Raw genomic sequence first — 23,421 nt, 5'->3', positions numbered from 1 at the left:
GTTCACTCCTTAGCGATGTCGTTCGCGGCCAGGTAGGCCAGCCCGAACGCGGGCAGCAGGCCGTTGCCCGGCAGGTAACCGGCGGCGCCGTGGCCGGAGATCCCGGCGGCGGCACCACCCGCCGCGTACAGCCCGGGGATCGGCCGGTCCTCGGGGTCGACCACGGCCGCGTACTCATTGACCAGCAAGCCACCCTGGGTGTGGAACAGCGCGGGCACCACGCGGACCGCGGCGTAGCGGGGCGTGAGCGGGCGTTCCCAGTTGGTGCGGCCGAATTCGTCGGCGCGCTCACCGCGGGCGATCGCGGCCGCCGTGCCGAGTTCGTCCGCGAGCGCGTCCTCGGGCAGTCCGGTGCTCCGCGCCAGCGACGGTACGTCGTCGGCGAAGTGCACCGCACCGGCCGAGACCGTGTCGCGGAAGTCCTGGAACGGCTGGCACTGCTCGAAGATCACCTCGTCGAGCAGGATCCAGCCGGTGCCGCCGGGCCGCGCGGCCAGTTCGGCGGCGTACTCCGAATAACCCCGCGTCTCGTCGCCGAACCGCCGTCCGCCGAGATCGACCAGGATGCCGCCGTGAATGATGGTGGCCCAGCCGACCAGTGTGCCCGCGCTCGCCGCGACCGCGCCGTGCCCCTGGTAGGCGTCCAGGAAACCCGTTGCGGCGCCGAGCTTTTCCCCGATTCGGAGGGCATCACCGAGCGACTGATCGCTGCCCTGGTACAGCGCGCCCGCGATCTCCGGCAGGTGGCGCCGCACCAGTTCGCTGTCGGCGCCGTAGCCGTTGGTGGCCAGCAGCACCGCGCGAGTCGGGATCTCCTCCTCCGCGCCACTGGGATCGCGGACCACCACCGCCCGCACCGCACCGTCCACAGTGGTCAGCACATCGACCAGTTTCGCGGGCACCAGCAGGTCGATGGCGGGGTGCTCGGTAACCGCGCGCGCCAGGTGGTCGATCACGCCGGACCCGTGCCTGCCGGGAATGGAATGGCAGCGCGGCACGGCGTGGCCCGGGTAGTTGAAGTCGGTGACCAGCGAAAGCGGCAACCGCACCGAGTCGGCCAGCCATTCCACCAGCGGCGCACTGACCTCGGCCAGTGTGCGCGCCAGCCGTGGTTCGGCCTCGCCGTGGGTCTTGGCCATGATGTCCGCGACGAAGGCGTCCGGGGAGTCCGTGATCCCGGCCTCGCGCTGCCAGCGCGAACCGGCACCGGGGAACATCGCGGTGGACATGGAAGTGTTGTTGCCGCGGCGGAAGTGCTCGCTGGCTTCGACCACGAGCACGCTCAACCCGAGTTCGGCGGCACGCAGCGCCCCGGCGAGCCCACCGCCCGCACCCGCCACGACCAGATCGGGACCTTCGCTCACGCGGGCACCCCTTCCGCCATCAGCACGGCGAGCGCCAGCGCGGTCGGGTCGACGATGCGCGCGGGCAGATCCGCCGGGGTGACATCCACCGCTGAACAGCCGTTGAGCACCGCCGTGGCGCCTTGTCCGGCGAGTTCGCGCACCGCGTCACCGAGCGCGGCGTTCCAGGCGGCCGTGTCGGCGATGGCCTCGAACGGCAGGTCCAGCACGCGCACTCCGGCGAGGAACGGGGTCAGCCCGTACGCGCCGAGCCGACTGCGCAGCTCCCGCCCGATGGCCTCGTTGCGCACCACCGCGCCGAACCGCTCCCCCTTGGCCGCCAGCTGCGACGCGCTCAGCTTCAGCAGGCCGTGCACCGGCCGCGGCCCGGCGGCCACGCGCTCGGGCACCGCCGGGTCGAGCACGCAGTCCGGGAAGGCCACAGCCCAGTCTCCGTCCGCCGCGGCCAACGCGGCGGCAACGGCACGCTCGGAATCGCGGACCGACCCGTCCGTGTCCAAAGCGGACGGCGCGGCCGGGCCGACGTCACGCAGCTCGATCTCCAGCCCCGGGGGCGCGAGGCGGTCGTACCGCGACTGGCGACGGGCGATCTCCTCCGGCGGGAGGTGGATCGGTGTCACCGCGAGTGCTCGCATCAGCTCTGCTCCTTTCCGTCGAGTGCGCGCAGCGCGTCACCGGTGGCTGGCAGGCCCGGCAGGTCGCGGCTCAGCGCCACCGCCCGCTCGACCAGGCCCGGCCGGTCCGGCAGCCACGCGCGGAGCAGGGCGGCGACGTCGGCCTCGCCCAGCGGGTGGTGGTCGGCGTCGCCGATCGGATTGGGCACCTCGGCGGTCCGCGAACCGCCACCGGTGTAGGTCACCGTGACGCGCGCGGCCCGCTCGTCCGGCAGGCGGGCGGTGAGGTCGTCGGCCTCGACCAGCCGGACCCGCCTGGCCAGCGCGCGCACCTCGGGATCGTCGATCGGCGCGCCGGGGCCGACGGCGCCGGTCACCGCGGCGGCCGCGACGGCGAACGGGGTGGAGAACATCGCCGACAGCCGGTTGTCCCAGTCCACACCGGACAGTCCGGCACCGAGTGCGTGCGTTTCCACCAGCACGCCCTCGATGTCCGGACCGCGCAGCGTGAGCACCGCGTCCACTGCGGGGTGGGTGAACGAGCAGGCCGCGTGCCGCTTGAAGTAGCCGAGCGTGATGTCCCAGCGGGTGCCGAGTTCCGCGGTCAGCTCGGTGGAGTCGAACGATCCCAGCAGCTCACCCAGCGACAACGCGGCGGTGCCGGTGTTGCGGGCCATTCCGCCGGCGGCCATGCGCGCCGCCACCAGACCGGACACGTTGGCCGCGCCCAGCCAGGCGTCACGCACCGGATTCCCCGAAGTGGCGGACGCGAAGTGCCCGGCGACGGGCAGTCCGGCGGCGGTGTCGATCGCGGCGGCGGTGGCGGCCGCGTCCAGGCCGAGCAGCCGCGCGCACCCCGCCGCGGCACCCGGCACGCCCCAGTTCCCGTGTGGATGCATGCCCTGGCGCAGCTTCGTGGCGCGGCCGAACCGCGAGGCCACTTCGTACGCCGCGAGCAGGGCGGCGGCGAGGTCGGCGCCGCTGCTGTCGAGTTCGGCGGCGAGCGCGAGCACCGCGGGAAAGCCGTGTGCGGCCGGATGTCCCTTCGCGTACTTGTTGCCCTCGTCCAGTTCGCGCGACACCAGCGCCATCGCGCCGAGCCAGGCGGCGGCGTCCACGGAAACCCGCGCTCCGGTGCCGATCAGCGGCGCCGGCCCGGCGGGCGGCCGCCAGGCCGCGTGCAGCGCCCGGTGCTCGGGCTGGCCGGTGCCCAGTGCCGTCACCCCGAGGACGTCGAGCAGCACCAGGCCCAGCCGATCAACCGGCGAACTCTCCACCATGGCTAGTCCGGCGACCCACTTCCCCAGTTCGGCAACGTGTTCTTCGCTCACAGACCCAGGTACGCCTTCCGCACGCGTTCGTCGTCCGCCAGTTCCGCGCCGGTGCCCTCGAGCACCGTCGACCCGCTTTCCAGCACGTACGCCCGGTCCGCGATGGCCAGCGCCTGCTTGGCGTTCTGCTCCACCAGCAACACCGACACCCCGGTGTCGCGGATCCGGCGGACCGCGTCGAGCATGGTCCAGGTCAGCTTCGGCGACAGCCCGGTCGACGGCTCGTCGAGCATCAGCAGCCGCGGCCCGGCCATCAGCGCACGCGCGATGGCCAGCATCTGCTGCTGGCCGCCGCTGAAGGTCTGCGCGAGCTGCGAACCGCGTTCGGCCAAGATCGGGAACAGCTCGTGCACCTCGCGCAGCGAGGCCTCGGCCTGCTCGGCCGTGCGGGTCCACGCGCCCATGCGCAGGTTCTCCTCCACGGTCAGCGTGCCGAACAAGGCGCGGTCCTCCGGCACGTGCACCAGCCCCTCGCGGACCAGCTGGTCCGGCCTGCGGCCCGAGACCGGCTTGCCGTCGAAGGTGATCGAGCCCGAGGACACCCGCAGCTGGCCGCAGATGGACCGCAGCGTGGTCGTCTTGCCCGCGCCGTTCGCGCCGACCAGCGCCACGATCTCGCCTTCGCCGAGGTGCAGGTCGATCTCGTGCAGGATGCGCATGCGGCCATATCCCGCGCACACCTGGTCAAGAGTCAACACGGGCGGGCTCCTCCCCGAGATAGGCGTCGATCACCCGGGGGTCGCTGGTGACCTCCTCGGGCGCGCCGGTGGCCAGCACGCGCCCCTGGTCCAGCACCAGCACCCGATCGGACAACCGCATCACCGCGGCCATGATGTGCTCGATGAACAGCAGCGTGGTGCCGTCCTGCTCACGCAGCTCGGCGAGCAGGTCGAGCACCGGCTCCCGTTCCGCGGGCACCAGTCCGGCCAGCACCTCGTCGAGCAGCAGCACCCGCGGCCGCATGGCCAGCGTGCGGGCCAGTTCGAGGCGCTTGAGCCCGGCCGTGGGCAGCTCGGTGGCCAGGCGGTGCGCCCACGGGCCGAGGCCGACGCGCTCGACCACGGCCAGCGAATGCTCGTACAGCCGTTTCGCGGACATCCGCCGGTGCTGGGCGGCGAGGCTGACGTTCTGCACCACGGTCATGCTGGTGAACGGGCGCATCAGCTGGAACGTGCGCACCATGCCGGCGCGGGCGATGCGGTCCGGCGACGCGCCGGTCAGGTCGCGGCCGTCGAGCGTCACCGTGCCGGTGTCCGGCTTGAGCGCCCCGCAGACCACGTTGAACAGCGTGGTCTTGCCTGCCCCGTTCGGCCCGATGATGCCGACGATCTCGCCCTCGCCGACCTCCAAGTCCACATCGGACAGTGCGTGCAGGCCGCGGAACGACTTGCCGGCGCCCGAAATCCGCAGCAGGCTCATCGCCGCCACCTCTCCTTGAGCGTGCCCACGATCCCCTTCGGCAGCAGGCGCACGATGAGGATCAGCAGGATCGCGTACAGCACCACGTCCAGCCCGCTGCGGCCCTGCAGGAAGCCGAGGAACTCCGGCGGGGTGCGCAGCAGCGTCGCGGTCACGTCGGACAGCGAGCCCATGATCACCGAGCCGACCACCGGACCCCACACCGTGCCGATGCCGCCGATCACCACCGGCACGATGGCCTGGATGGACACCGAGGCGCCGAAGGCCAGGTCCGGGTTCACAAAGAGGTAGTACTGCGTGTAGTACGCCCCGGCCACCGCGGTGATCGCGGCGGACAGCGCCACGGTGAGCAGCTTGTGCCGCAGCACCGGCGTGCCGAGCGAAGCGGCGGCCAGCTCGTCGTCGCGGATCGCGGTGACGTACTTGCCAGCCCGCGAGTGCAGGAACACGATGCTGACCGCCACCGCGAGCCCGGCCAGCACCAGCGCCACCCAGAAGTAGGCCGGCGAGTCGGCGGCGAACTGCAGCTGCCACAACGATTCCCCCTGGATCAGGGGCACCTGGAAGCCGACCGCGCGGTTGACGAAGTCGCTGCTGGTGGCGATCAGCCGCAGCGCCTCGGCGAAGGCGAAGGTGGTCAGCGCGAAGTACGCGCCCTGGAGCTGGTAGCGGAACGAGAAGTAGCCGATCACCACCGCCACCGCGGCGGCCACCACCATGCCGGCCACCATGCCGATCCACGGTGAAATCCCGTGCTCCACCAGCAGGTAGACGCTGGTGTACGCGCCGAGGCCGAAGTAGGCGGCGTGGCCGAAGCTGAACATGCCGCCGAAACCGCTCATGATGTTCCAGCCGACCGCCATCAGCAGGAAGATCAGGATGCGCACGGCGACCGCGCCGAGCGCGGGCGGTAGCAGCAGCGGCAGCGGGATCGCCAGCAGCACGAGCACCGCGAGAATCGCCAGCTGCCGGTGCTGCGGGCGCAAAGGCGGCGCCTTGACCGGGGTTGGCGCCGGTCGTTCGATCGTGGTGCTCACGCGCGCCTCCCGAACAGTCCCTGCGGGCGAAGGAACAGCACCAGCACGAACACCACAAACACACCCAGCAGGGAGCTTTGCCCGTTCAGGAAGATCGTGGTGAGCTGCTCGACCAGGCCGATCAGCAGGCCGCCGACCAGCGCCCCGACCACGTTGCCCATGCCGCCGAGCACCACCACCACAAACGCGGTGATGTTGAACTGCGCGCCGAGCGTGGGCGTGATCGAGATCAGCGGCGCGGCCAGCACCGCGGCGGCCCCGGCACACGCGGTGCCGATGGCGAAGGTGAGCGTGTGCAGGCGGCGGACGTTGATGCCGACCAGTTCCGCACCCGGCCCGTTCGCGGCGACCGCGCGGATCGCGGTGCCGAGCCGGGTCCGGCGCAGCAGCCAGTACAGCACCGCGCCGAGCAGCACCGCGCCGAGGAAGGCGTAGAGCCGCGAACCGGCGACCACCGCGCCGAACAACGGGATCTGGATCTCCCCCGGCAGTTTCACGCTGCGTGGTTCGGCGCCGAAGAACAGCAGCAACCCGTTCTCCAGCAACAAGGACAGCCCGAGCGTGATGAGCAGCTGGTTCTCCAGTGAACCGCCGCCGCGGCCCGAAAGCAGGCCGCGGTGCACCGCCGCGCCGAGCAGGAACAACGCGGGCACCGCCACCACCAGCGCCAGATACGGGTGCAGGCCGGTCGCCTGCACCACGCCGAACGCCAGGAACATGGCCACCGCGAGCAGGGCGCCGTGGGCGAAGTTGACGATGTCGAGCACGCCGAAGATCAGCGTCAGGCCCATCGCGATCAGGCCGTAGAGCCCGCCGGTGAGAATGCCGGTGACCACCGACTGCCACACCACCAGCGCGCTGCCGGACTGCAGCAGCGCCAGCGCGATGGCCGCCACCACCACCGCGGCGAGCACCCCACCGCGTTTGATCATCCCGGTGCGCGAAGCCGGGGAAACCTCGGTCGCTGTTGTCATCGCTGCCGCCACATCACGCTGTAGTCGGGTTCGGATTCGGCGATCTGGGGCGGGTGGACCTGTTTGATCACACCGCCCTGCACCTGGGTGAGCACCGGCACGGCGTGGCGGTTGTCGCCCTTGCCGTCGAAGGAAATGGGGCCGTTGCCGACGGTCAGCGGCTCGACCTCCTGCGTGCTGATGGTGTCGCGCACGCGTTCCGGATCGGTGCTGCCGGACTTCGCCACCGCCTGCGCGATCACCTGCACCGCGTCGTAGGCGAGCACGGCACCGGTGCGCATCGGGTCGCCGTAGCGGCGCTGGTACTCCGCGCGCAACGCGATGGTCTCCGGCTTGGTCGCGTCGTAGTGGTAGTTGGTGTTGAAGTACAGCTCCGCGCCGGGACCCGCGTCGGCGACGAACTTCGGCTGGTCGTAGGCGCCGTTGGAAACGCCCCACACCGCGTCGAGATCCGGCTTCACCGAAGCGAGGGCGCGCGAGACGAGCAGGCTGTCGGAGTAGTAACCGGCCACCGCGAGCACGTCCGCGCCCGAGGCCTTGACCTGGGTGAGCTGCGCGGTCAGGTCGGAGACGGTGGTGGCGTCGTAGCTGATGTCCGGCCCGACCTCGATGCCCAGCTTCGCGGCGGCCTTGGTGAAGCCCTCGGCGGCACCGCGGCCGAAGTCGGTCTGCTCGTGCAGGAAGGCCACCTTGCGGACCGGCTTGCCGGTGCGCGCCGAGACCTCCTTGAGGTAGTTCGCCGCGGCCGTGGCGATCACGGTGCTGCCGGGCTGCACGCGGAACGAATAGCGGTAGCCGTGGGTGAAGATGGCGTCCGACGCGGTCACGTCCATCACGAACGGCACCTTGTTGCGCTCGGCCACCACGGCCACGTTGGTGCTCACCGCGCTCTGGTAGGTGCCGACCAGCCCGGCCGCGCCCTCGGCGATCAGCCGCTGCGCCTCGCTCTGGCCGACCTCCGCCTTGCCCTGCGTGTCCCCGGTGATCAGCTCGACCGGCCGCCCGGCCACGCCGCCGTTCCGGTTCAGCTGCTCGACCGCCAGCTCGGCACCGCGGCGCATCTGCTGGCCGTCGACCGCGAAGGCGCCGCTGACCGGGTGCAGTGCGCCGATCTTCACCGGCCCCTCGTCCCGGCCGGACGCCGCGCCCGCGGCACCTGAGGGCGCCGAGCCACCGCAGGCCGCGGTGGCCAGCAGCGCGCCCGCGCTCAGAACGGCCACCAGTGCCCGTACCGCCATGCCACGCTCCGTTTCTGATGTTTCGCTGAGAGAAACACCGGCGAGGTGATGAGCCATCGTGACATCCGCCCTTGCTGGAGGTCAATAACCTGGCCCGCTTGACTTGACGGCCGGATCAGTGCGAACTTGGTCGCGAGCGCAACGGGAACATCGTTCACACCGTCGTTTCCCTCAAAGAAACAATGATCGAGAGGCAGGTAGGCCGCATGACCGGCGCTTTGTCCGGAATCCGGGTGCTCGACACGGCCACGCTGTTCGCCGGTCCCCTCGCCGCGACGATGCTGGCCGACTTCGGCGCCGAGGTGATCAAGATCGAGCACCCGGACGGTGATCCGGTGCGCAGCCACGGCGCGCAGCGCGACGGGGTCGGCCTGTGGTGGAAGATGCTCGGCCGCGGCAAGGAGGCCATCACGCTCTACCTCGGTTCGCCGGAAGGGCAGGAGGTCTTCCGGCGGCTGGTGGCCGACGCCGACGTGGTGATCGAGAACTTCCGCCCCGGCACGCTGGAGCGCTGGGGCCTCGGTTACGACGAGCTGCGCGAGATCAATCCCGGGCTGGTGCTCGCCCGCGTCACCGGGTTCGGGCAGGTCGGCCCGTACGCCAAGCGGCCGGGGTTCGGCACGCTCGCCGAGGCGATGAGCGGGTTCGCCGCGATCACCGGGGAACCGGACGGGCCGCCGACGCTGCCGCCGTTCGGCCTCGCCGACGGCATCGCGGCGCTGACCACCGCCTTCGCCGTGCTGACCGCGTTGCGCGCGCGGGAGCGGACCGGCGAAGGCCAGGTGGTGGACCTGGCCATCATCGAGCCCATCCTCACCCTGCTCGGGCCGCAGCTGATCGCCTACGACCAGCTCGGTGAGCTGCAGGAACGCACCGGCAACCGATCGGCGAACAACGCGCCGCGCAACACCTACCGCACCCGCGACGGGCGCTGGGTGGCGATTTCCACCAGCGCGCAGTCCATCGCGGAACGCGTGATGCGCCTGGTCGGCAGGCCGGAGCTGATCGACGAACCGTGGTTCGCCTCCGGCCGCGAACGCGCCCAGCACGCCGACGAACTCGACGAGGCCGTCGGTTCGTGGATCGCGCAGCGCGACCGCGACGAGGTGATCAAGGCGTTCGAAGAGGCGCAGGCGGCGGTCGCGCCGATCTACAACGCGGCCGACATCCTGGCCGACCCGCAGTTCCAGGCGCTCGGCACGATCGCCACGCTCGACGACGACGAACTGGGCCCGGTGAAGATGCAGAACGTGTTGTTCCGGCTGTCGCGGACACCGGGTGGCATTCGCTCCACCGGCGCCCCGCTCGGCGCGCACACCGAGCAGGTGCTCGCGCGCTACGGCATCACGGACCTGGATTCGCTGCGGGAGAAGGGCGTCATCCGGTGATCGCGCGCAGCTGGCTCTACGTGCCGGGTGACCGCCCGGACCGGATGGCCAAGGCGCTGGCGGGCGAGGCCGACGCGGTGGTGCTGGACCTGGAGGACGCGGTCGCGCCTGCCGCGAAGGCCGAAGCGCGGCAGCATGTTCTGGCCACTCTCGCGGACCACGCGGCCTACGTCCGGATCAACGCACCCGGCAGCGACGCCGGTGAAGCGGACCTGCGCGCGCTGGCCGCCTCCACCGGTGCGCTGGCCGGGGTGCGCGTGCCCAAGTCCGAGGATCCCGGCGAGCTGCGACGGGTCGCCGACCAGCTCGGCGTTCCGGTGTTCCCGATCCTGGAATCGGCGCTGGGCGTGGAAAACGCGTTCGCGCTGGCCACCGCGCACCCGCTGGTCGGCGGGATTTCGCTGGGAGAAGCCGATCTCGCCGCCGATCTGCGGGTCGCCGGCGGGCCGGCGCTGGACTGGCCCCGCTCGCGGGTGGTGGTCGCCGCACGGGCCGCCGGCCTGCCGAGTCCCGTGCAGAGCGTGTGGACCGCGGTGCGCGACCTCGGCGGTCTGCGGGCGGACACCGTGGCCGGGCGGCGGGCCGGGTTCTTCGGCCGCTCGGTGATCCACCCCGCGCAGATCCCGGTGGTGCACGAGGTGTGCGAGCCGGACGAAGAGGAACTCGCCTGGGCGCGCTCGGTCGCCGGTCACGACCAGGCGGCCTGGATAGACCACAATGGACAGTTTGTCGACAAGGCGGTGCTCGAGCGCGCGCGGTGGCTGCTCTCGATCGCGGACCAGTACGTCAAGGAAGGCCCCCAGTCATGACACGCACCCAGGATCCGCTGCTCGAAGCCGTCATCGGCGGCGTGCGGCTGATCGAGCTCGGCCAGCCGTTCTTCACCGGCATGCCGTGCTCGCCGAACCACCCCGGCTTTCGGATGACGCTGATCCGGCGGCACGGTGACATGGAACGGCCCGACGGCGGCTCGGCCGCCAACGAGATCATCGTGACCGGCGGGCACGTCGGCACGCACATCGACGCGCTGTCCCACGTGAGCCACTGCGGTGAACTGCACGGCGGCGTGGACGCGAGCGAAGCGCAGAAGGGCGGCGTTTTCACCACGCACGGCGCGGAAAACCTGCCCGGCCTGCTGCGCCGCGGGGTGCTGCTCGACGTGGCGGCGGTGCACGGCGTGCCGACGCTGCCCGGTGGTTACGGCGTCACCGCCGACGACCTCGAAGCCGCCGCGGAACTCGCCGGCGCCGAGCCCGGTCCCGGTGACGTGGCGCTGATCCGCACCGGCTGGGCCCGCAACTTCGCCGACACCCCGGCCTACCTCGGCAAGCAGACCGGGGTGCCGGGTGCCACGGTGAGCGCCGGGCAGTGGCTGGCCGCGCGGCAGGTGGTCGCGACCGGCGCCGACACCACCGCCTACGAGCAGATCCCGGCCGGTGCCGGGCACGCCGTGCTGCCGGTGCACCGGGTGCTGCTGGTCGAGTCGGGCATCTTCATCATGGAACACCTGAACCTGGAGCAGATCGCCGAGTCGGGGGTGCGTGAGTTCACCTTCCTGCTGGCGCCGCTGCGGATCACCGGCGGCACCGGTTCCCCGATCCGCCCGCTCGCGGCGGTGAGCGCATGACTCTGGTACAGCAGCTGGCCGCGTTCGCCGATTCCGTACGGCACAAGGGACTCCCGGCCGAACTGCGGGCCGACGCCGCCCGGCGGGTGCTCGACGTGCTCGGCAACAGCCTGGCCGCCACCGCCGAGCCCCCGGCCGCCGCGGTCGGCACGCTGGTCCGCGAATGGGGTGGTGAAGGCAGGGCCACCGCGATCGGTGCCGGTCGCCTGCCCGAGCCGAGCGCCGCGCTGCTCAACGGCACGCTCGCGCACTCACTGGACTTCGACGACACGCACCTGCCCTCCGTGCTCCACCCGTCGGCTTCGGTGGTGCCCGCGGCGCTGGCCACCGCCGAAACCCGCGGGGCCACCGGCGCGCAACTGCTCGACGCGATCGGGGTCGGCGTGGAAATCGCCGTCCGGATCGGCATGGCCGGGTACGACGAGGCGCTGGGCAACTCGGTGTTCTTCGAACGCGGCCTGCACGCCACCGCGATCTGCGGTGCCCTCGGCGGCGCGGCGGCTTCGGCCATGCTGTCCGATGTGGACGTTGCCGACGCACTCGGCATCGCGTCGAGCATGGGCGCGGGTTTGCTGGAGGCGAATCGCACCGGTGGCACGGTGAAGCGCATCCACTGCGGCTGGGCCGCGCACTCGGCGGTCACCGCGGCCGGTCTCGCCCGCACCGGCATCACCGGCCCGCCCACTGTCCTCGAAGGACGGTTCGGTCTACTCCAGGCTTTCTGCGGTGACCAGGTAAACCTCGCCGCCATCACCGACGCCCTCGGCGACGCCTGGGAACTACCCGGCATCTTCTTCAAACCGTATCCCTGCAACCACTTCACCCACGCGGGCATCGACGCGGCCCGGCGCATCGCCGCCCGCGGCGTCGACCCGGCGGACATCGACCGCATCGAACTGGGCGCCCCGACCGCGGTCCTGCGCACCATCGGCGAACCGAGGGAGGCGAAGATCGCGCCCGAGTCGGGTTACCACGCCGCGTTCTCCGGCCCCTACACGGTAGCCGCGGGCCTGCTGGGCGGCGGCGGCCTCGGCGTCTTCCACGAAGACTTCACCGACGAGGCGGCCGCGGACCCCGCACGGCTGGCCCTGGCCGCCAAGGTCACCTGCGTCCCCGACGCGCGTTGTGACGAGATCTTCCCGCACCAGTTCCCGGCGGTCCTCCGGGTCTGGCTGCGCGATGGCAGCCTGCTGGAAGAACGCGTCCACGCCAACCGCGGGGGCAGCGGAAACCCCCTGTCGAACGAGGAACTGGCGACGAAGTTCCGCCTCAACGCCACCCGCACTGTCGACCCCACCCGCGCCACGCGAATCGCCGAACTGGCCTTGGGCTTGTCCGAACTGGACGACCTTTCGATGCTGACGCGCGAACTCACCCCCTGACACCCTCCGGGATGACCTGTCGCTTCGGCGCGCCGGTACAGCCCTGGCCGACCAACGAGACGGCCGGGGTGCCACCTCGGCGGAGCCAAGGTTGCCTACAGTGGCTCGGGTCGGCTGGTGTACGTCTGATTGGCCGGGGTGGTGATCGTCAACGTGCCATCGGGGGCGACTTGGTGGTGCCAGCCGGGGACATCGCGGAGTTTGTGGTCGGCTCGGCACAACCCGACGAGAGTGGTCGCGCCGGTGGGACATCCGTCTTTCCAACCTCGGCCGCGACTGTCGCAGTGATCAAGGTCGCCGAACTGGGCCGGACGGGTACAACCGGGACGACGACATTCGCGATCCCGGACTCGCACCAGCTCATCCAGCCCAGCCCGAGGCCGGTAACGGCGGCGGCCAAGTTCCATAACCTGCCCATCCACCGGATCAGTGATAATTCGCTGGAAGACAGTGCCAGGGTGAGCGGCGATGTCGCGGGCAAGCGACGCCGGGATCGGCCCGTGCCCCGCCAGCTCGGCGGGTTCATTGCGGAGACCGGCGTAGGTGAGGGCATCCAGATACAGATACACGTGGGCCTTCACCTCACCACCGAACTGCTTGCCCACCAGCATGTCCAGAGCCACGTCGGCACGCAGCTGGTCCAGGGTGCGGGTCTCGTCAGCAGTCTTCAACAGACGAGCTTGGCGATCCACGCACACATACGCCGCGACGGCCTTCTCCACCGGCGCGTTCTCCAGGGACAACCCAGCCACGCCAGCAACACCGTGATGCAGCTGGAGACCACGGTCTTCGCGTGGGCTGCGGGCGCGTTCCTCGAAACCTTCAGGATCAGCGCGAGCCGCCGCCGAAGTTGCCGAGCGGCGGGCCTGGGTCGGGTTCTTGTCGACAAGGCGACCGGACATGACCTCATCAACCACCGCCGCCTTGTCGTCAGCCAGCCAGGCCGCCGCGTCATTCACGGCGACCGCCGAGGCCATCGGCACAGCCCCAGCCTCCACCAACCCCAGCACAGCCGGGAAGCGATCAACCAAGCCCTCCGCATGGCCGATCAGCGCGTGGGCCTTGTACTTGGTCATACACAACGCCATGGACAATTCCTCCGCCACTCCGCGCCGAACCGACGCCGAGCGAGCAAAGGAAACCACCTGCCGGACCAACCGAGCCTCAAGCCGGGCAATCTCCGCAGCAGTGGATTTCAAATCAAGGAGGATCTCCCCCTCAGAAGATTCCATACCACATCATACCACACATACGTTCGAAACGAAACGGTGAATACAAAAGCCGACCACGAAGCCCACCCACACCTCCCCCATCCCCGATACAAAGCCAAAACACGGCGAGGGCCAGCTTGTCAAGGTACTCTTCCCAGCCTTGACAAGCTGGCCCTCGCCGTAGTCACAATCAAAAATCGGGGTGGCTCCACCCCGATCACCCCATACAGTGACCCCCATGCTCGATGTGATCATTGCCGGAGCTGGGCCGACCGGGGCCATGCTGGCCGCCGAACTCCGGCGCCATGGCGTAAGTACGCTGCTCCTGGAGAAGGAAACCCAGCCCGTCTCGTTCGTCCGGATTGTCAGTCTCCACGTGCGCAGCCTCGAGCTGCTGGCGATGCGCGGCCTGCTCGGCCGGTTCCTCGAACGCGGCCGGAAACGCCCGGTCGGCGGCATCTTCGCAGCCATCCCCAAGCCCGCACCCGCCTCCCTCGGTGACGCCTACCTGCTCGGCATCCCACAACCAGTCGTCGAGCAGTTGCTCGAAGCACACGCGCTCGACCTCGGCGCCGAGGTCCGGCGCGGCTGCGCGGTCACCGGGGTCGAACAAAACAAGGATGGCGTGACCGTCCAACTCTCCACCGGCGAACAACTCCGATCCCGTTACCTCGTCGGCTGCGACGGCGCCCGTAGCACGGTGCGCAAAAAACTCGGCGTCAACTTCCCCGGTGAGCCCTCCCGAACCGAAACGCTGATGGGCGAAATAAAGGCAACCGCATCACCCGAGGAAATCGCCAGCAAAACCGCAAACATCACACACCAGCGATTCTGGATCCGGCCTTTCGGCGAAAACACCTACAGCGTCCTGGTCCCCGCCGCGGAAGTCACCGACCGCGCCGAACCACCCACCCTAGACGACTTCAAAAAGCAACTCCGGACCATCGCCGGAACGGATTTCGGCCTGCATTCCCCGCGCTGGCTGTCCCGTTTCGGGGACGCCACCCGGCTGGCCGAACGCTATCGGGTCGGCCGGGTCCTGCTGGCGGGCGACGCCGCGCACATCCATCCGCCCGCCGGCGGCCAGGGCCTGAACCTCGGCCTTCAGGACGCCGTCAACCTCGGCTGGAAGCTGGCCGCGCAACTCCAGGGCTGGGCACCGGACGGCCTGCTCGACACCTACCAGGACGAACGCCGCCCGGTCGCCGAAGACGTCCTGAGCAACACGCGCGCCCAAGTCGAACTGTCCTCCCCCGAACCAGGCCCGCGGGCGATGCGCGAACTGCTCACCGAGCTGATGGACTTCGAGGACGTGAACCAGTACCTGATCGAGAAGATCACCGCCATCGGCATCCGCTACAACTTCGGCAATGGCCCAGACCTGCTCGGCCGCCGGCTGCCCGACCTCGACCTACACCACGGCCGCCTCTACGACCAGCTCCACCAAGGCCGCGGCCTGGTGCTCGACCGCACCGGACGGCTGACCGTCGACGGCTGGCCCGACCGCGTCGACCTCATCACCGACCCCGCCGCCGCACTGGACGCCCCGGCCCTCCTGCTCCGCCCCGACGGTTACGTCGCCTGGATCGGCGACAACCAGCACGACCTGAACGACCACCTCACCCGCTGGTTCGGCAAGCCACGCACCTAAGGCGCGTTTCCTAAGCCACCTGCCGCAGCCCACCCCAGGAGAACCCCTCCGCCACCTCCACCGGTGTGGGCAGCGCCGCGATCTCCCGCGCCACCGCCTCCGCCGCGGGCCGGTACCGGTCGCTCTCCAGGATCTCCGCGCACCGGGCCGCGATCGCCGCCGGTTCGACCTCCTGGGGCAGCATCCGCACCCCGGCACCGGCCCGCAGCACCGCGTCGGCGTTGTCGAACTGGTCGTCGAAGACCGGCAGCACCAGCTGCGGCAGCCCGGCTTCCAGCGCGGTCAGCGAAGTCCCTTGTCCCCCATGGTGAATGGCCACGTCACAAGCCGGGAACACCTGCGACAGCGCCAATCGCCCCGCGTGCCGCACCTCCGGCGGCAACGGCGGCCAGCTCGCCGCGATCCGGTCCTCGATCGCGACGACCACCTCCGCGCCCAGCCCGCACAACGCGCGCACGATCTCCACCGCGCCGTGCGCGACCTGGCTGCTTCCGTTGCGCGGCACCACGGTTCCCAGTGTCAGGCAGATCCGCGGCCGGTGGCGGGGACGCATCACCCAGTCCGGCACGCGGGCTTCCCCGTTGTACGACAGCGGGCGGAGCCCGTCGTGCCCCGCCGCGTACGGCTTGCGCAGCGACGGCGGCCACGGGTTGAGCCGCCGTCCCGGTTCCGGCGGCTCGGGCAGCCCGCGCTTGGCCAGTTCGACCACCGCGCCCATCCGGTACTCCGGCAGTTCCGCCACCCCCCAGTGCAGTTCCACCTGCGGCAGCCCGAGTTTCGCCGCCACCAGCGGCCCGGCGAACTCGGCGCGCTCGCTGAGCACCAGATCGGCCTTCCACAGCCGCGCGACCGCGGTCAGCCCCGGCAAGTTCCGCGCGGCCATCCGCCCGAACACCCGGCCGTGCGCCAGTCGCTGCGCGATGACCCCGGCTTCGGGATTGTCGTCGGCGCTCACGTCGTCGAACCGCTCCCCCGGCCCGGTCGACACCGCGGGCAGGCCGGAGGCCAACACCGTCGGCAGGAACTCCGCCGCGCACGCCACCAGCACCTCGTGCCCCGCCGCGCGGACCGCCCAGGCGAGCGGAACCAGCGGGAAGAAGTGCCCCGGCAACGCCACCGTCGTGACCAGGATCCGCACCGGATCTTCTCCTTCCGCCGGGGTGCTCTGCCGCTCACCACGGTGTCAGGAGAGCACCACCGCGGTCGTCTCCCGGCGTGCGAAACCCGGACAGGCGCGTGCCCCCGGGGCGGGAGGCCCCGGGGGCGCGGTCCACTCGGGAAGATCAGGTCAGCGAAGCGCCATACGCGTTCAGCGCCTCCACGACCGGCTGGAAGTAGGAGTTCCCGCCGCCCATGCCGGAGGTGATGCCGAGGCCGACGCTGCCGGAGAACAGGCAGCCGCCCGAGTCACCGGGGTTGACCGCGGCGCTGGTCTGCACGGTCTGGTAGACCGGGCCCTCCTGGTAGTTGACCGTGACGTTGGTGGCCTCGACCACGCCGCAGGTCAGCCGGGTGGTGCTGCCGCTCTTGCAGATCTGCTGCCCGACCCGGGCGTTCGCGGCGGAGCTGATCCGCTGGGTGGAGCCGTTCCACAGGGTCACCGCGCCCGGGCCGCTGCCGGTGGTGTTGCGGATCAGGCCGTAGTCGTTGGTCGGGAAGCTCGCGCCCACCGACGGGCCGACGTTCCACTGCGACACCGCGCGCGTGCAGTGCCCGGCGTCGATGATGTGCAGCTGGCCGCCGCGGGTGACGTTGAACCCGGCCGAGCAGCGGGTGCCGCCGCCGGTGATCGCCTCACCGTTGTAGATGGCCTTGCTCATCGTGCCCGTGGTGTGCTCCACGCGCACGGCGTCGCCGAGCGTGCCCGCCTTCGCCAGCAGCGCTTCCGCGCCGACGGCCTGGTCCGACACGGTCAGCACGACCTGGTTGGCCTTCTCGTCGGTCCCGATCGTGGTGTGCGGGACGGCGGGCAGCGCCTCCAGCGCGGCGCGCGCGGAGTCCAGCTGGGACATGGAGAACTTGACCACGTTCGCGGTGGCACCGGCGCGCTGCGCCTCGGCGGCACCGGCCGCGTCGAGCACGTTGACCACCGGCAGGCCGGCGGCGTCGAGGTAACCACCGGCGTGGCGGCCGGCCAGCGCCGACTCGACCCGGTCGAGGGTGCGGGCGCTGGCGTCCTGCACGCGCAGCACCTGCTCGGCCTGCGCGGAGCTGACCCCGAGGCTCGAGGTGATCGAGGAGACCGCGGCGTTCTGCACCACGGTCGAATAGCCTTCGACGGCGGCCGAGGCCGGGGCGCCGCTGAACAGGGCGGTGGCGCCCGCCAGCACGGCGATGGCGGCGGGGGTGCGCCGCAGGGACTTCTTGGACATGACCGGCAACTCACTTTCGGCAGGGAAGTGGGTCGGGGAGACACCGGTGACAACCGGCCTACGAAGAGTGACCCAGAACACCCCCGGCCGTCACCTACTTTCGTTCGTTCAGAACAAAATTAGGTACTGGTTGGACATTTACTGAGTAATGCCCGCTGGTAAGCACGGATCAACGGTCACCGCCGCAGGCAGCGGAAGCTCTGCGGCGGGACCCCGGTGTGCTTGCGGAAGATCCGGCTGAAGTAGGCGCGGTCGTGGAAGCCGACCTGCCGCGCGATGGCCTGGATGCTGTCGCCGGTCTCCTGCAGCCGCTGCTTCGCCCGCGCGATGCGCAACCGGGTCAGATACTCCCACGGCGAGACGCCCAGTTCGCGGTGGAACCGGCGGCTGAGGTAGTCCTCGCTCATCTCGGCCGCCTTCGCCACCTGCCGCCGGGTGATCTGGTGCTGGTAGTTCTGGTGCAGGTAGACCACCGCGCGCGCGACCTCCTGGCGGTTCGGCGGGCGGCGGCCGGGGTCGAGCAGCCGCCGCAGCAGGGTGATCGTCTCGGCGTCGGAGAGGATTCCCTTGCCCAGCAACACCGTGCGCGCGTGCGGGGCCGCCCGGCGGACGTCGTCGTAACACAGTTCGTCACCGCCGAGCACCAGCGCGGGCAGGTCGCTGAGCCGGGCGTCGCCGTGCAGCCGCTCCAGCACGTCGAACGCGTCCATGTCCCGCAGCTGCCTGGCCAGGATGAGCAGGTTCGGCACGTCGTGCCCGATCAGCGACAACGCGGTGGCGCCGTCCGGCGCGGTCAGCGCCAGGTGCCCGGGGTGGAGCTGGGCGATCAGCTGCTGCGTGCCCGCCTGCGCCCGCGGGTCGGGATCGGCGATCACCGCCAGCCCGGCCAGTTCGACCGGCCGCACGGCGGTGATCACCTCACGCAGGTCGCGGCCGTGCCCGGCGGCGTAGGCGAGGAACGGGGTGCGCGCCAGTTTCGGGTGGTCGTGGAGCTGGCGCAGCACCGCCCAGTGCTCCGGCCGCAGCGCAGCGGTGTCCCAGGCGACCGCCGCCGGGCGGTTCTCGTCGACCACCGCGGCCACGTCGTCGCCCGTGCCCAGCTTCAGCACCGACAGCCCCGCGAGCCCGGCCGCCGCGACGGCTTCCTCGGCGGCCGGGCCGTCCGCCACGCACAGCAGCGAATCGGCCGCGTCGTCCGGCAGCGCGCGCCCCTGCGGCCCCGGCAACGGCAGGAACAGGTGGAAGGTGCCGCCCGCGGAACCGGTTTCGAACCGCAGTGAGCCGTGGTGCAGCGCGATCAGCCGACGAGCGATCGACAGGCCCAGCCCGCCCCTCGGGGTGCCGGTGCCCTGATAGCTGATCCGGATGCGCAGGTGCGGCGGCAGCACGTCGGCCTCCACGGTCCGCCGGGCACGCGGCCCGAGGCTGCGGCGGAGCGTGAGCAGCGCCTGCCGCAGCCGCTGCCCGTCGGCCTCGATCAGCGGCAGCCTGCCCAGTCCGCACTCCCCGAACACCTCGGCGAGCGGTGCCCGCGGATCGATCAGCCCGGCGTGCAGCTTGAGCGAGTCGAGTTCGGCGTCGGCCAGTTCCAGCAGGTCGCCGAGCACCCCGAGCTGGTACTCCGCCCCGGCGGTGATCCGGTTCAGCAGGTCGGCCACCGGCCTCGGCGGGCCGGCGGCCAGCGCGCCAGCGGCGTCGGAGAGGATCGCCTCGACCGGTGCCCGCAGTTCCTCGGCCATCTTGCCCAGCAGGCTCGTCTTCACGCTGTCGGCCTCTTCTGCGGCTTCGACCTCGCGGAACAGCCGGATGTCCTGCACGGCCGAGCTGATCTGCTCGCCGAGCGCGCGGTAGAAGCCGCCGTCCGGCGGGCCCGCCTCGAACAGGCCGATGCCGAGCGGCTCGTCACGCACCTGCAGCGGGACCGCGATCCAGGTGCTGCGGCGGTCGCGGTGCAGCACGTCGGACCGGGTGAGCGCGGTGGCCGGGCCGATCGACAGCTTCCAGTCCCCGACGCCGAGTTGCGGGAGCTGGCGGGCGAGCACCCCGGTCAGGTCCCGTTCGTCCACAACGGACGACAGCGCCACGCCGGTTTCCCGCAGTCGCTGCGCCCGCTGGTCGGCTTGCCAGCGCTCGTATTCGAGCAGCCGCCGCGCGTTCCCGGCCACCGCGAGCCGCGCCCGGGTCACCAGTTCCGCGCCGGACTCGCCGCCCAGGGCAAGCAGGATCTCGTCCCAGGCGTCGGCGTCGCCGCCCTCGGCCATTTGTGCTGCCATGGCGGGAAAATCGGCGGGTTCCCCGGCCAGTGCCGCTTCGAACTCGGCCCGCAGCCGCCTCCCGGTCTCCGCCGGAATCCCGTGTTTCCGCAGGGTGGCGGGAAATCCGGCGCATTCCCGTGCCTCCGGCTGCTCACCGGCGCACCCGCACGACCGCCGCAGCACCAGTTCCGCCACCGGCGCCGACCGGCCGCGTGCCGGATCACCGCCGAGCCGGGACAGCAGGGTTTCCACCGCCAGCCTGCCCAGTTCGGCGAACGGCATGGACACCGAGGTCAGCGGCGGTGCGCAGAACCGGGCCTCGGGCGAGTCGTTGAACCCGATCACCGCCACGTCCTCGGGCACCCGCACCCCGCGCTCGGTGAGCACCGCGATCGCTTCGGCCGCCAGGAAATCGCTGCACGCCACCAAACCGGTGAAGTCGCGGCCGGGCTCCAGTCCGCGCGCGTCCAGCAGCACCCGCATCGCCGCGGCACCGGCGTCCCGGCGGAACTCCACCGGGGGCGACACCAGCGCGCGATCGGCCCGGATCTTGTAGCGGCCGAGCGTGTCGTGGTAGGCACGCAGCCGGTCCGCGGTCACCGGGTTGCGCACCGGGCCCTGCAGGAAGGCCAGCTCACGGCGGTCGTGCACGCCGATCAGGTGGTCGATGGCCTTGCACATGCCCTGGTAGCTGTCCAGGGTCAGCGGCCGGTGGGCGCCGACCGCGCCGTTGAGGCAGACCATCGGCACCCGGCCGAACCGGCGCTCGAACCGCTCGGCGCGCGGGTGCCGCTCGGGCAGGCCGAGCGCGGAAGCCCAGCAGATCAGCCCGTCCACCAGGCCCGGGGTGACCAGGTGGTAGACCGCGTTGGCCGGCTGCTCGGCGGTGCCGATCTCACCGCCGGGGAAGCAGATCAGGTCCACGTCGTGGCGCCGGGCCGCGGCCAGCACGCCCGAGAAGACCGCGGGCGCCACGCCCAGCTCGATGTTGGCCGTGACCAGGCCGATCGCCCGGCGGTATCCGGTCATGCTCGCCTCGCTCGTCTACGCTGACAAAGCTGTGGTCGCGGGCAGTAACTGTTTCGGTGACTGCCTGAAACCTAACGGCGGCGGATCTGGACTACCAGGGGCAGAACGGGTGTTAACGATAACACCGAAACGGGCCCCGGGATTTCCGGGGCCCTCGGCTGAACCGGTTCAGCCGACCTTTCCGGTACCGGCACCCCCCTGCACGGCGGATTTCACCGAGGAGGCCGGGTCCAGGCTGTACGAGTACGGAATGGCCCGCACCGAACCGCCCTGGTCACCCGAGCCGGAATTGACGAAGTGGTTGTTCCGCGCGACCAGCGAACCGGCGGGCGAGCTGCCCTCACCGCGGTGGAACGGGTCCTCGGTGTTCTCGAAGTAGTTGCCCTCGACGAGCACACCGGCTTCCATGGTGGACGCGACACCGTAGTCGGTCACGCCGCCGTAGTAGTTGTTGTACACGTGCACCGGGTTGCCGAAGCGCACGCGCGGGTGGCGCTGCCCGGTGCCGTCGAACCAGTTGTGGTGGTAGCTGACCCGCAGGTGGTCGCGGTCCTGGCTGCCGTTGCCGTCGCTGTGCCCGAGCAGCATGGTCTTGTCGTGGGAGGTGAACTTGTTCCACGACACGGTCACGTAGTCCGAAGCGCGCTTGATGTCGACCGCGCCGTCGTAACCGTCGGAGAAGGTGTTGTGGTCGATCCAGATCTTGGTCGAGGCGTCGGTGACGTTGATGGCGTCATCGGACCAGTTGCGGAAGTTCAGGTTCTGGATGATCACGTTCGTGGCGCTGTCCACGTCGAGCCCGCCGCCGGTGATGGTGGCGCCGGAACCGACGCCGATCAGCGTCTTGTTCGACCTGACGTCCTGCATCCCGCTGATCGAGATGGTCCCGCTGATCCTGATCACCGCCGGGCTGCTCGACTGCATCGCGCTGATCAGCGCCGAAGCGGTGGTCACGGTGACCGCCGGGGTGCTGCCACCGCCGGTGGTGCCCGCGGCGAACCCGGTGGGCGTGCCGGCGGCCGCCGCGGGGCCCGCGGTGGCCACCGTGAGCGCCGCGGCCGTGGCGGCCACGGTGAGCAGGCCGGGCAGGATTCGCCCGGCGAACGATCTGCGCATGAGTTGACTCCTTGATTCGTTGTCCCGCCCCTCGATTCCCCACGTTAGGCAGCCGGATGTGGAGAATCACGAACAACGGGTGGAATATGCGGGGTTCAGCCGGTGCGCTGCTGGTATTCGGTCTGCGCCTTGCCCAGTTTCGCGGCCAGCTCGGTGAGGAAGTCCTTTGCGGACAGTTCACCGAGCAGCACCTTCTGGAAGCCGGGCTCGGCCTCGGTTTTGGTGATGGAGTTGAACTCCGGCAGGTGGTAGGGCATCTGGACCACGGTGGTGGACGGTTCGGTGAGCACCTTCGCCAGTTCCACCGCCGGCTGCGGTTTCGCCGGATCGCTCGGCGCCACCGCGGTGTTCACCGGCAGCACCCCGGTCCGCTCGGCCCAGTAGGTGTTCATCGCCGGGCTCGCGGCGAATTCGGCGAACTTGAACGCGGCGTCGGCGTGCTCGCCCTGGCTGAACACACCGAGCCCGGTGGTCGGGTGCGAGAGCACCGCCCTGGTCCCGTCGGCGGCCTTCGGCACCGGCAGCGCCACCACCTTGTCCGCGCCGAGCGCCTTCACCTGGTCCTGGTAGGACCCGACGTTGTGCTGCATGACGCCGATGTTGCCGCCGCCGAACTGGGCGACCATCTTCGCGTAGTCGTTGGTCAGGTCGGCTTCCGGCGTGAACCGCTTGTACAGCCCGGCGAGCCGTTCCAGCGCGGCCACGTTGCGCGGGTCGTCGATGGTGGACCGGCCGTCCGGCTCGAACATCCGCGTGATGCCCGACTGCCCGTAGACCACCTCGAGCATCTGCGCGATCGACCCGGCACCACCGCGAATGGTGAAGCCGTACCGGTTCTGCCCGGGCACGGTGAGCCGTTCGATTGCGGTGAACAACTGGTCCCAGGTCTGCGGTTCGGGCAGCCCGGCTTCGGCGAGCCAGTCCTTGCGTGCCCAGAACACCCCGGTGTTGGTGGAGATCGGCAGCAGGTACAGCTTGCCGTCCGGCACGGTTTTCCGCACCGTGTCGACGATCCGCTCGTTCAGCTGGCCCGCCAGCGGGCTGGCGGCGAACCGCTCGTCCACCGACTCCAGCGCACGCTGCGGCACCAGGTTCGCCAGCATCGCCGTGGTCACCCCGCCCACGTCGGGCAGGCCGCCACCGGCCACCGCGGTGTCGTACTTCTGCTGGGCCTGCGCGATCGGGATGCCGACGTACTCCACCTTGATGGTGGGATGGGCCTTCTCGAACTCGGCGATGATGTGCTGCCAGACCGGGGTGCGTGCCGGGCCGCCGTTGTCGTCCCAGAAGGTGATCGTGGTGGTCCCGTCCGCGGCGCCGGGACCGCAGGCGGCGGCCGGGATCGCGGTGGCGGCGGCCAGCAGCAGTGCCGCGGCCGTCCGCCACGGGCTTCGGAGCCTGCCCATCTCGATA

19 protein-coding genes are annotated in these 23,421 nt (G+C 70.9%); 5 read left to right on the top strand and 14 right to left on the bottom strand.

Annotated elements, in window-relative coordinates:
• Positions 1–2: 2 nt before the first annotated feature.
• The 8 genes from A4R43_RS00285 to A4R43_RS00250 are packed head-to-tail and all read right to left on the bottom strand — an operon-like array spanning position 3 to position 7,977.
• Complete coding sequence (locus A4R43_RS00285; protein ID WP_113690432.1) at positions 3–1,364, bottom strand: FAD-dependent oxidoreductase; 1,362 nt, start codon at positions 1,362–1,364, stop codon at positions 3–5.
• On the bottom strand, positions 1,361–1,999 hold the full coding sequence (locus A4R43_RS00280; RefSeq protein ID WP_113690431.1) for an aspartate/glutamate racemase family protein: 639 nt from the start codon (positions 1,997–1,999) through the stop codon (positions 1,361–1,363). The genes A4R43_RS00285 and A4R43_RS00280 overlap by 4 nt, the downstream gene beginning before the upstream one ends.
• Positions 1,999–3,309 (bottom strand): MmgE/PrpD family protein, encoded by a 1,311-nt coding sequence (locus A4R43_RS00275; protein ID WP_236808672.1) that lies wholly within the window; start codon positions 3,307–3,309, stop codon positions 1,999–2,001. The genes A4R43_RS00280 and A4R43_RS00275 overlap by 1 nt, the downstream gene beginning before the upstream one ends.
• The gene (locus tag A4R43_RS00270; protein WP_113690430.1) at positions 3,306–4,007 is read right to left on the bottom strand and encodes an ABC transporter ATP-binding protein; all 702 of its coding nucleotides are present in this window, start codon (positions 4,005–4,007) and stop codon (positions 3,306–3,308) included. Before A4R43_RS00270 ends, A4R43_RS00275 begins: the two co-directional genes overlap by 4 nt.
• Positions 3,994–4,728 carry an ABC transporter ATP-binding protein gene (locus A4R43_RS00265; protein ID WP_236808670.1) on the bottom strand — a complete coding sequence of 245 codons (735 nt, stop codon included), beginning with the start codon at positions 4,726–4,728 and terminating at the stop codon, positions 3,994–3,996. The genes A4R43_RS00270 and A4R43_RS00265 overlap by 14 nt, the downstream gene beginning before the upstream one ends.
• Positions 4,725–5,765: a branched-chain amino acid ABC transporter permease gene (locus A4R43_RS00260; RefSeq protein WP_113690428.1), complete on the bottom strand. Its 1,041-nt coding sequence runs from the start codon at positions 5,763–5,765 to the stop codon at positions 4,725–4,727. The genes A4R43_RS00265 and A4R43_RS00260 overlap by 4 nt, the downstream gene beginning before the upstream one ends.
• The gene (locus tag A4R43_RS00255) at positions 5,762–6,739 is read right to left on the bottom strand and encodes a branched-chain amino acid ABC transporter permease (RefSeq protein ID WP_113690427.1); all 978 of its coding nucleotides are present in this window, start codon (positions 6,737–6,739) and stop codon (positions 5,762–5,764) included. The genes A4R43_RS00260 and A4R43_RS00255 overlap by 4 nt, the downstream gene beginning before the upstream one ends.
• The gene (locus A4R43_RS00250) at positions 6,736–7,977 is read right to left on the bottom strand and encodes an ABC transporter substrate-binding protein (protein WP_113690426.1); all 1,242 of its coding nucleotides are present in this window, start codon (positions 7,975–7,977) and stop codon (positions 6,736–6,738) included. The genes A4R43_RS00255 and A4R43_RS00250 overlap by 4 nt, the downstream gene beginning before the upstream one ends.
• A 206-nt stretch (positions 7,978–8,183) precedes the next feature.
• On the opposite strand from A4R43_RS00250, the gene A4R43_RS00245 reads away from it, so the two are divergent.
• From A4R43_RS00245 to A4R43_RS00230, 4 genes are read left to right on the top strand one after another with little or no spacing between them, the layout of a single operon-like run.
• Complete coding sequence (locus tag A4R43_RS00245) at positions 8,184–9,365, top strand: CaiB/BaiF CoA transferase family protein (RefSeq protein ID WP_113690425.1); 1,182 nt, start codon at positions 8,184–8,186, stop codon at positions 9,363–9,365.
• Positions 9,362–10,174 carry an HpcH/HpaI aldolase/citrate lyase family protein gene (locus A4R43_RS00240; RefSeq protein WP_113690424.1) on the top strand — a complete coding sequence of 271 codons (813 nt, stop codon included), beginning with the start codon at positions 9,362–9,364 and terminating at the stop codon, positions 10,172–10,174. The genes A4R43_RS00245 and A4R43_RS00240 overlap by 4 nt, the downstream gene beginning before the upstream one ends.
• A complete protein-coding gene (locus A4R43_RS00235) occupies positions 10,171–10,992 on the top strand; it encodes a cyclase family protein (RefSeq protein WP_113690423.1) in 822 nt (273 codons plus the stop codon). The genes A4R43_RS00240 and A4R43_RS00235 overlap by 4 nt, the downstream gene beginning before the upstream one ends.
• Positions 10,989–12,374: an MmgE/PrpD family protein gene (locus A4R43_RS00230; protein WP_113690422.1), complete on the top strand. Its 1,386-nt coding sequence runs from the start codon at positions 10,989–10,991 to the stop codon at positions 12,372–12,374. The genes A4R43_RS00235 and A4R43_RS00230 overlap by 4 nt, the downstream gene beginning before the upstream one ends.
• Before the next feature lie 95 nt (positions 12,375–12,469).
• Here A4R43_RS00230 and A4R43_RS00225 read toward each other — a convergent pair whose 3' ends face one another.
• Positions 12,470–13,606, bottom strand: coding sequence for a DUF222 domain-containing protein (locus tag A4R43_RS00225; RefSeq protein WP_113690421.1), 1,137 nt, complete (start codon positions 13,604–13,606; stop codon positions 12,470–12,472).
• Between the two features lie 217 nt (positions 13,607–13,823).
• Between A4R43_RS00225 and A4R43_RS00220 the strand changes: the two genes are divergently transcribed.
• Positions 13,824–15,236: an FAD-dependent monooxygenase gene (locus A4R43_RS00220; protein WP_113690420.1), complete on the top strand. Its 1,413-nt coding sequence runs from the start codon at positions 13,824–13,826 to the stop codon at positions 15,234–15,236.
• A gap of 10 nt (positions 15,237–15,246) precedes the next feature.
• Here the strand turns inward: A4R43_RS00220 and A4R43_RS00215 are convergent, their stop codons facing one another.
• From A4R43_RS00215 to A4R43_RS00195, 5 genes are all read right to left on the bottom strand, one after another.
• Positions 15,247–16,374 (bottom strand): nucleotide disphospho-sugar-binding domain-containing protein, encoded by a 1,128-nt coding sequence (locus A4R43_RS00215; RefSeq protein WP_113690419.1) that lies wholly within the window; start codon positions 16,372–16,374, stop codon positions 15,247–15,249.
• A gap of 145 nt (positions 16,375–16,519) precedes the next feature.
• The gene (locus tag A4R43_RS00210; RefSeq protein WP_113690418.1) at positions 16,520–17,608 is read right to left on the bottom strand and encodes a S1 family peptidase; all 1,089 of its coding nucleotides are present in this window, start codon (positions 17,606–17,608) and stop codon (positions 16,520–16,522) included.
• 176 nt (positions 17,609–17,784) lie between these two features.
• On the bottom strand, positions 17,785–20,892 hold the full coding sequence (locus tag A4R43_RS00205; RefSeq protein ID WP_113690417.1) for a substrate-binding domain-containing protein: 3,108 nt from the start codon (positions 20,890–20,892) through the stop codon (positions 17,785–17,787).
• A gap of 168 nt (positions 20,893–21,060) precedes the next feature.
• The gene (locus A4R43_RS00200) at positions 21,061–22,008 is read right to left on the bottom strand and encodes a pectate lyase family protein (protein WP_113690416.1); all 948 of its coding nucleotides are present in this window, start codon (positions 22,006–22,008) and stop codon (positions 21,061–21,063) included.
• A gap of 95 nt (positions 22,009–22,103) precedes the next feature.
• Positions 22,104–23,414 (bottom strand): ABC transporter substrate-binding protein, encoded by a 1,311-nt coding sequence (locus A4R43_RS00195; protein ID WP_113690415.1) that lies wholly within the window; start codon positions 23,412–23,414, stop codon positions 22,104–22,106.
• Positions 23,415–23,421 lie beyond the last annotated feature (7 nt).

This window comes from Amycolatopsis albispora (assembly GCF_003312875.1).
Taxonomy (GTDB): Bacteria; Actinomycetota; Actinomycetes; order Mycobacteriales; family Pseudonocardiaceae; genus Amycolatopsis; species Amycolatopsis albispora.
This window is presented reverse-complemented; position numbering and strand designations above follow the sequence as displayed.

What these genes read in the sequence shown, in the direction of transcription:
- A4R43_RS00195 (WP_113690415.1), bottom strand. Translation starts at nt 23,414, where the DNA reads ATGGGCAGGCTCCGAAGCCCGTGGCGGACGGCCGCGGCACTGCTGCTG.
- A4R43_RS00250 (WP_113690426.1), bottom strand. Translation starts at nt 7,977, where the DNA reads ATGGCGGTACGGGCACTGGTGGCCGTTCTGAGCGCGGGCGCGCTGCTG.
- A4R43_RS00235 (WP_113690423.1), top strand. Translation starts at nt 10,171, where the DNA reads ATGACACGCACCCAGGATCCGCTGCTCGAAGCCGTCATCGGCGGCGTG.
- A4R43_RS00230 (WP_113690422.1), top strand. Translation starts at nt 10,989, where the DNA reads ATGACTCTGGTACAGCAGCTGGCCGCGTTCGCCGATTCCGTACGGCAC.
- A4R43_RS00205 (WP_113690417.1), bottom strand. Translation starts at nt 20,892, where the DNA reads ATGACCGGATACCGCCGGGCGATCGGCCTGGTCACGGCCAACATCGAG.
- A4R43_RS00210 (WP_113690418.1), bottom strand. Translation starts at nt 17,608, where the DNA reads ATGTCCAAGAAGTCCCTGCGGCGCACCCCCGCCGCCATCGCCGTGCTG.
- A4R43_RS00280 (WP_113690431.1), bottom strand. Translation starts at nt 1,999, where the DNA reads ATGCGAGCACTCGCGGTGACACCGATCCACCTCCCGCCGGAGGAGATC.
- A4R43_RS00265 (WP_236808670.1), bottom strand. Translation starts at nt 4,728, where the DNA reads ATGAGCCTGCTGCGGATTTCGGGCGCCGGCAAGTCGTTCCGCGGCCTG.
- A4R43_RS00245 (WP_113690425.1), top strand. Translation starts at nt 8,184, where the DNA reads ATGACCGGCGCTTTGTCCGGAATCCGGGTGCTCGACACGGCCACGCTG.
- A4R43_RS00220 (WP_113690420.1), top strand. Translation starts at nt 13,824, where the DNA reads ATGCTCGATGTGATCATTGCCGGAGCTGGGCCGACCGGGGCCATGCTG.
- A4R43_RS00225 (WP_113690421.1), bottom strand. Translation starts at nt 13,606, where the DNA reads ATGGAATCTTCTGAGGGGGAGATCCTCCTTGATTTGAAATCCACTGCT.
- A4R43_RS00255 (WP_113690427.1), bottom strand. Translation starts at nt 6,739, where the DNA reads ATGACAACAGCGACCGAGGTTTCCCCGGCTTCGCGCACCGGGATGATC.
- A4R43_RS00200 (WP_113690416.1), bottom strand. Translation starts at nt 22,008, where the DNA reads ATGCGCAGATCGTTCGCCGGGCGAATCCTGCCCGGCCTGCTCACCGTG.